Consider the following 6,875-nt stretch of genomic DNA (forward strand, 5'->3'; position numbering starts at 1 on the left):
GACGTGCACACGCCCCGCAAAACACCGACGACGAAGCAGCGAACGAAGAAGTCAACGACCCCACGACCCCGCCGCACAGGTTAAAGATCAAGCTAAAGGGTGTCGCACAAGGTCAGTGGCGGGCATTTTGCCTTTATGGGTGGGGTGTTGAGGGCTGAGCCGGTGTGGGTGGAGACGTTCACCGGGTTGCGGATGGGGCGGTTCGAGAAACTGCTTCGCGCGGTGCGGGAACGGGGCGGCAACGGTCCTGGTGGTGGTCGGCCGCGGTGCCTTCCGTTGGCCGAGCGGGTGCTGCTGGTGACCGTGTATTACCGCACGAACTTCACGATGCGAAAAACAGCACGTCAGTCGGCACTCAGCCTCGCCCGCACTGAGCCTTGTGCAACACCCTTGAGGACCGGCAGATGGTGTTGCAGTTCCTTCGGGGCCTTGGTGCCAAACGGCACCAAGGCCCCTCCACGCGTTCCACAGAGAGGTGAGATGACAGCAGACGAGTCGCTAAGCCGTCTCGACGAAGACTACCCCGCCTACACGATGGGCCGGGCCGCCGAGTTGCTCGGTACCACTCCCGGCTTTCTCCGCCCCATCGGCGAAGCGCGACTGATCACACCACTGCGCTCCGAGGGCGGTCGCCGCCGCTACTCCCGCTACCAACTGCGCATTGCGGCCCGCGCGCGTGAGCTCGTCGACCAGGGCACCCCGATCGAGGCCGCAGTGTCCGAACGGCTCCACCGGCATTTCGCTCACCTCCGGCCCCGGTCGTGGCGTCGCCACAACGGGTGAGGCGGCTGGCACGCTCCCTACCCGGGCGCCGCCTCCCCTTCAGGCATCCCCCCACACGGCCCCAGTCGTTGATCGGGCCGCGAGTGCGGCGAGAGCACCGTGCCGCAGTAGTGAATGCGCCTGCTGTCGTGGTCAGTAGACGGCGAGGGAGATGGCGATGTGATGCGCGGTGAAGGCCGCCACGGTCAAGGGCGTGGAACACCTCGTGGAAGCCGAACCAGCGGGGCGAGGGGGCGGGGCGTTGGACGGCGTAGAGCACCGCTCCCGCGCTGTAGAGGAGACCGCCGGTCAGTGTCAGGGTGACCACGGCCGCACCGCCGGTGCGCAGGAAGTCGGGCAGGTAACGCACCGGTGCCCACCCCAGGGCCAGGTAGCAGGGGGTGTACAGCCAGCGGGGAGCGTTGACCCACAGCACGCGGAAGGCGATACCGGTCAGCGCGCCCGTCCACACGATCCACAGCAGCAGGTTTCGCCGGTCAGAAGGGAGGAGGAGCACGGCCAGAGGGGTGCAGGTTCCGGCGGTGATCAGGAAGATGTTGGCGTGATCGAGGCGACGCAGGACGGCCTCGCCCATCGGCCCCCACTACCCAGGTGGTAGACGGCGCTCGTCCCGAACAGCAGCCAGGCGGTGACGGAGTATACGGTGCAAGCCAGGGCCGCCTGCTGGGTCCGAGCCAGGCGGACGAGGACGATGCCGGCGCTCACCGAGGCAGGGACCATCGCGGCATGGAGCCAGCCACGCAGCTTCGGCTTGACCGGCTCGACCAGGTCGGCCGCCCACTCGACCAGGTCGGCAACCGGGTGAAACTCCTCCCCGGCATTGCCATGATGTGATCCGCCGGGGAGACCGGCTACGGCGTCCCCAGACACAACTTCCCGTCCTGTCCCGTTCTTCTGGGCATCATCGGCAACCATCCGATCATGCCAAGAGCCTGCCCATGACAGCGTCCGTCGAGGTCGGTCTCGCCACCAACTGGGCCTGCGGAAGCAGTGTAAGCCGCCTGACCACGGGAAGGACCAAGGTTCCCGAGCGCGCATCTCCGCCCACCTACGCCCAAGGACCGCCGATGCTTCCCGATTTCCCCTCCCACGCATCCGCCCCCCTCGCAGATCAGCTGGAACAAAGACTGGGGCTGCCCCCAGAGTTCGAAACCGGCCGTTTCGACATGGGGCGTGTCGCCGGCATCGCCGTCCTCGCGGCGGCCCACTCCGATGGCTACGCGGCCACCGCGCACCTCCTCGGACTGCTGGCCGCGCTCCCCGCCCCCACCGACACAGGAGAACGCTTCTGGTCGAACCTGTGGCGATCCTCGGGCACCGCCTACCTGCTGCCGACCAACATCAAGGACCTGGTGCTGCGTTCGCTGGCCGGAGAAGGAACCGGTCTGGCCGGACAGATCCTCTCGGCCGTCGACGAGATGACGCCTCCCCAGCGCGTTGCGGCCGCAGAGGTGATCGGCCAGGCGCTCGCCGAGTCCGACCACCTCCCTGACCTCAAAACACAGGTCATCGGCGAACTTTGGCTCCGGGACCTGGAACTCACCGCCTGGCGCGTCCTTCACGCGGACCACAAGTTGCCCGATGCGGCCGGACGTAACGCCTTCATCGAAGCATGGACGAGTGTCTGATCCCGGCCGGGCCAGCACGCACAAGCATCCGAATAATTCCTCGGGACGTTCGAGCAGTGACCTGTGATCGAACGAATCCGGGCATGACCCGGACGGTGGTGGTGGGAGGCGACGGTCAGTTGGTCCTTGCCGAGAGGACGGGTTCGTCATGGCACGGTTGCGGTCCCTGGGCGCATGGGCTCGCCGCACTGTCCTGCTTCCTGAGCACCGACGGTGACGCTGTGCTGACCCGCGCACAGGGGGCCGATGACGGCACCCACGACCCGTACCTGCGGGGCAGCGGCTCGACAGCCGCCCTCGCCGGGCCGTCTCGATACCGCCGGTACCCCGGCCTCGCCGTTGCCGACGAGACTCACACGCCCGGCTGCCTGGTCACCGCGGCCTTCGACGTCATGGAGCCGAGTGGCAGCGCGCCTTCACGGACGCCGTGATCGCCGCCCAGCCGAGGGAGGGCGGGCACCCGGGGCAAGATCGGGCGCACTTCCGGCACAGCGCCGACGACACTCGGGCACTGCTGTACACCGAGTGGACCAGCGCCGAGGCGCACCGGGAGGCCGCGGAGGCCGGCCACCACGACAAGAGGCAGGAGATCCCCGCCAGCACCACCGGGCTCACGGCTGACACACCGAAGGCGGTACCGCCTTGCCCCTCCCTGTCCGGCCGCCGGCGTCATCCGATCGTCCCGGAGCAGCCGCTGCCGGTGCTCCGGCCCTGTCGGGAGAAGAGATCACACAGGCAATGGATCATCCCGTCCCACTCTCCGGGTAACGTCAAGGTATGAGTCATCCGCACCCCGAGCTGAAAGCCGCCCCGCCGCTTCCCGAAGGAGGGCTGCGGGTCATCGGCCTGGGCGGCCTGGGTGAGATCGGCCGCAACATGACCGTCTTCGAGTACGCCGGCAAGCTGCTCATCGTCGACTGCGGCGTGCTGTTCCCCGAGGAGACCCAGCCCGGCGTGGACGTGATCCTGCCGGACTTCACCTCGATCCGGGACCGGCTGGACGACATCGTGGCCGTAGTGCTCACCCATGGCCACGAGGACCACATCGGCGGTGTGCCGTACCTGTTGCGCGAGCGGTCCGACATTCCCCTCGTCGGCTCCAAGCTGACGCTGGCGTTTCTGGAGGCCAAGCTCAAGGAACACGGCATCCGGCCGCGCACGGTGCGGGTGCGGGAGGGCGACCGGCGCGGCTTCGGGCCCTTCGACTGCGAGTTCGTGGCGGTCAACCACTCCATCCCGGACAGCCTGGCGGTCGCGATCCGTACCGGCGCCGGGATGGTGCTGCACACGGGCGACTTCAAGATGGACCAGTTCCCTCTCGACGACCGCATCACCGATCTGCGCGCCTTCGCCCGCCTCGGCGAGGAGGGCGTGGACCTGTTCCTCACCGACTCCACCAACGCCGAGGTACCCGGCTTCACCACTTCCGAGCGTGAGCTGAATCCGGCGATCGAGCAGGTGATGCGCACCGCGCCGCGCCGGGTCATCGTCTCCAGCTTCGCCAGCCATGTGCACCGCATCCAGCAGGTCCTGGACGCCGCCCACCAGCACGGCCGCAAGGTCGCCTTCGTGGGCCGGTCGATGGTCCGCAACATGGGCATCGCCCGTGACCTGGGCTATCTGAAGGTCCCCTCCGGTCTGGTCGTGAGCACGAAGGAGCTGGAGAAGCTCCCGGACCACAAGATCACTCTGGTGTGCACCGGCTCCCAGGGCGAACCGATGGCCGCGCTGTCACGGATGGCCAACCGCGACCACATGATCCGCATCGGCAAGGGCGACACCGTCCTGCTCGCCAGCTCCCTCATCCCCGGCAACGAGAACGCCATCTACCGGGTGATCAACGGACTCACCCGGTGGGGCGCCCACGTGGTCCACAAGGGCAACGCCAAGGTGCACGTCTCCGGGCACGCCAGTGCCGGCGAACTCGTCTACTGCTACAACATCGTCAAGCCCCGCAATGTCATGCCCGTGCACGGCGAATGGCGCCACCTGCGGGCGAACGGCGACCTCGCTATCCGTACCGGCGTCGATCCCGACCGGGTCGTCATCGCCGAGGACGGCGTCGTCGTCGATCTCGTCGACGGGCGCGCGTCCATCACCGGCAAGGTCCCCGCAGGCAACGTCTATGTGGACGGCATGGAAGTCGGCGGCGCCACCGAAGCGTCCCTCAAGGACCGCCTCACCCTCGCGGCCGAAGGCGTGGTCACGGTGGTGGCGATCGTCGACGCGGACACCGGCGCCCTCGCTGAGGCCCCCGACTTCCTCGCCCGGGGCTTCGTCCACGACGACACCACCTTCGAGCCGGTCATCCCCGTCATCGAGAAGACCCTGGCCACCGCGGCCGAGGAAGGCGTCGGGGACGCCCACCAGCTCGAGCAGCTCGTCGCCCGCGCCGTGGCGAACTGGGCGTTCCGCACTTACCGCCGCAAGCCCCTCATCATCCCGGTCATCATCGACGCCTGAGCCACAGCCCGGCAGGCGTCTGGGGCTGGACGCCGATGTGCACGAGGTGAAACTCGGCGACGAGTCGTTGCTGATGTCCAGCCTCATCACCGGCCACCGGGTCGGCCCGTACGAATCGCGCCCGGGTTCCGCCCGGACGCGCCCGGGACGGCCCGGTGGCGGGAGCGCTGCGCCGGGCATCCCACAGCCCCTCCAGCAGCTGACCCGCCGCCCGAGCAGCAACATGACGGCCACGGGGATCAGAAACGCGGACAGCCCGGTGTACCGGCCGGGGGAGAAGAGAAAGTCCGTCAGTCATGACGCTCATTTGACGCTCCGGCCGCCTCACAGGCCGTGCGCAAGGCAGGAAAACCCCATGTGACCTGTGACGTGTTTCCGATGACGTCGCACGTGGAGTGCGTGGCGATTTTGGAGCCCGCAGCAAAGGGCCTCTGACCGGCAGTTCTCCTAGGTTGCTCAGGCGCGTCCGGGTGGCGTCTCGCGAGGTGATGGGCGCGTTCTCCTCGGTCCATGGGGGCGTGTCGGAAACCGTCCTGACGCTGATTTGACGCCGTTTCCGACGGAGCGTCAGGTGGTGATGCTCGTCCAGCGGCGCGTGGGAAGGAGGGTCGTGTATCAGAGTGTCATCAACGGTACGAGGGTGAGGCAGGTCGTCACCGGGCGCCGACCGGCGCTAGCCCGGCCTGCCACAGTGGTGGAGCCAGGGTGTCCACGCCAGAATCACGGAGCAAGCGGCATGGGGGCAGGGTGTGACGACCAGCGCGCGACGCACCCCCCTGGCCCACTCCGCTCCCGTGCACGACTCACTGCGCCGCACGCGCCCGGCCCACCCCATGGTTCCAAAGCCGGCCGATCGAGCCGATGCACCGGACGGCGGACAACCGCACGGGCTATGCCAGGTGCGCGTCACTCGGCCAGGTGCTCGACCCGCAGCTGGACACTTTCACCAAGTGCGTCCCTATCGGGTGAGTGCTGGCGAGTGCTGCGTCAGCTCACCGGCGGAGGGAGCGACCATACCGGCAATGGGTTCTTCCGAGGGAAAGGGTCTCCGTGCGCCGTGCATTGATCGTTGTTGATGTGCAGAAGGACTTCTGCGAGGGCGGCAGTATTCCGGTGAAGGGCGGCGCGGGCAGGGCTGTGGCCATCGCCGACCTGGTGCGGCGCGCCGATGGAAAGTACGCGCACATCGTCGCCACCCGTGACCACCACATCGACCCGGGGGCCCACTTCTCCGAGCACCCGGACTTCCAGAGCTCTTTCCCCGAGCACTGCGTCGTCGGCAGCGAGGGAAGCGAGTTCCATCCGGACTTCGCGCCCGCCGTCACCTCCGGCGGCGTGCACGAGGTGTTCTACAAGGGGGCGTACTCCGCCTCGAAGAGCGGTTTCGAGGGCTCGGCCCAGGACGGCACGTCGCTGGCCGACTGGCTGCGTGCCCGCCACATCAGTGATCTCGACGTCGTCGGCATCGCTACCGACCACTGTGTGAAGGCCACCGCGCTCGACGGCGTGAGGGCGGGCTTCGCCGTCCGGGTCCTGCTCGACTACACCGCCGGCGTTGCCGCCGACACCACCCGCACCGCGATCAGTGAGCTACGCCAAGCCGGTGTGGCGCTGAGTGGTGAGCCAGTCGTCCTCGCCTGAGAACCACGGTCGCTTTCGCCGCGGGCCTGCCCGCAACGGGCGCACCGTCCGTGTCACGCGTCCCGGAGCCTCCAGCGGCTGTCATCCGACCGGCCGTGGAGGCCCGCCCCTCGGACCGGAATACCGACAAATGGGGGTGCTTCCCGGTGAGGGTCTCGGGTTGCCCCCATCGGTCCTGGCGTGGCTGCTGGTGGCCTACCCGTTGATCAGCATCGGCTGGAGGGGAAGGGCGCCTGCAGGCGGTACAGCGGGCCTCCAAAGTGGGCTCTAATGGGCCTTGTCGGGCCGTGGGGAAGACTACGGTCCGTAGCCGCCAGCAGGTGAGCACTCCAGGTCTCCGAATCATTGCGAGTTCTGAGG

Annotated in this window: 5 protein-coding genes and 1 pseudogene; 5 read left to right on the plus strand and 1 reads right to left on the minus strand. The window is 68.1% G+C overall.

Annotated features, from left to right (window positions below; all coding sequences use genetic code 11):
- Positions 1–480 precede the first annotated feature (480 nt).
- Complete coding sequence (locus tag ACZ7GZ_RS41660) at positions 481–783, plus strand: MerR family transcriptional regulator (RefSeq protein ID WP_471032883.1); 303 nt, start codon at positions 481–483, stop codon at positions 781–783.
- Between the two features lie 132 nt (positions 784–915).
- Here the strand turns inward: ACZ7GZ_RS41660 and trhA are convergent.
- Positions 916–1,698: pseudogene (gene trhA / locus ACZ7GZ_RS41665) on the minus strand (PAQR family membrane homeostasis protein TrhA).
- Positions 1,699–1,949: 251 nt separating this feature from the next.
- On the opposite strand from trhA, the gene ACZ7GZ_RS41670 reads away from it, so the two are divergent.
- The 4 genes from ACZ7GZ_RS41670 to ACZ7GZ_RS41685 all read left to right on the plus strand — a co-directional run bounded on the left by ACZ7GZ_RS41670 (position 1,950) and on the right by ACZ7GZ_RS41685 (position 6,515).
- Entirely contained in the window at positions 1,950–2,411 is a 462-nt protein-coding gene (locus ACZ7GZ_RS41670; RefSeq protein WP_471032885.1) for a hypothetical protein, read from the plus strand.
- A gap of 83 nt (positions 2,412–2,494) precedes the next feature.
- Positions 2,495–2,842 carry a hypothetical protein gene (locus tag ACZ7GZ_RS41675; RefSeq protein WP_471032887.1) on the plus strand — a complete coding sequence of 116 codons (348 nt, stop codon included), beginning with the start codon at positions 2,495–2,497 and terminating at the stop codon, positions 2,840–2,842.
- A gap of 346 nt (positions 2,843–3,188) precedes the next feature.
- Positions 3,189–4,874, plus strand: coding sequence for a ribonuclease J (locus ACZ7GZ_RS41680; protein WP_471032890.1), 1,686 nt, complete (start codon positions 3,189–3,191; stop codon positions 4,872–4,874).
- Positions 4,875–5,924: 1,050 nt separating this feature from the next.
- Entirely contained in the window at positions 5,925–6,515 is a 591-nt protein-coding gene (locus tag ACZ7GZ_RS41685; RefSeq protein WP_471032892.1) for an isochorismatase family protein, read from the plus strand.
- Positions 6,516–6,875 lie beyond the last annotated feature (360 nt).

This window comes from Streptomyces sp. NPDC037288 (assembly GCF_055603265.1).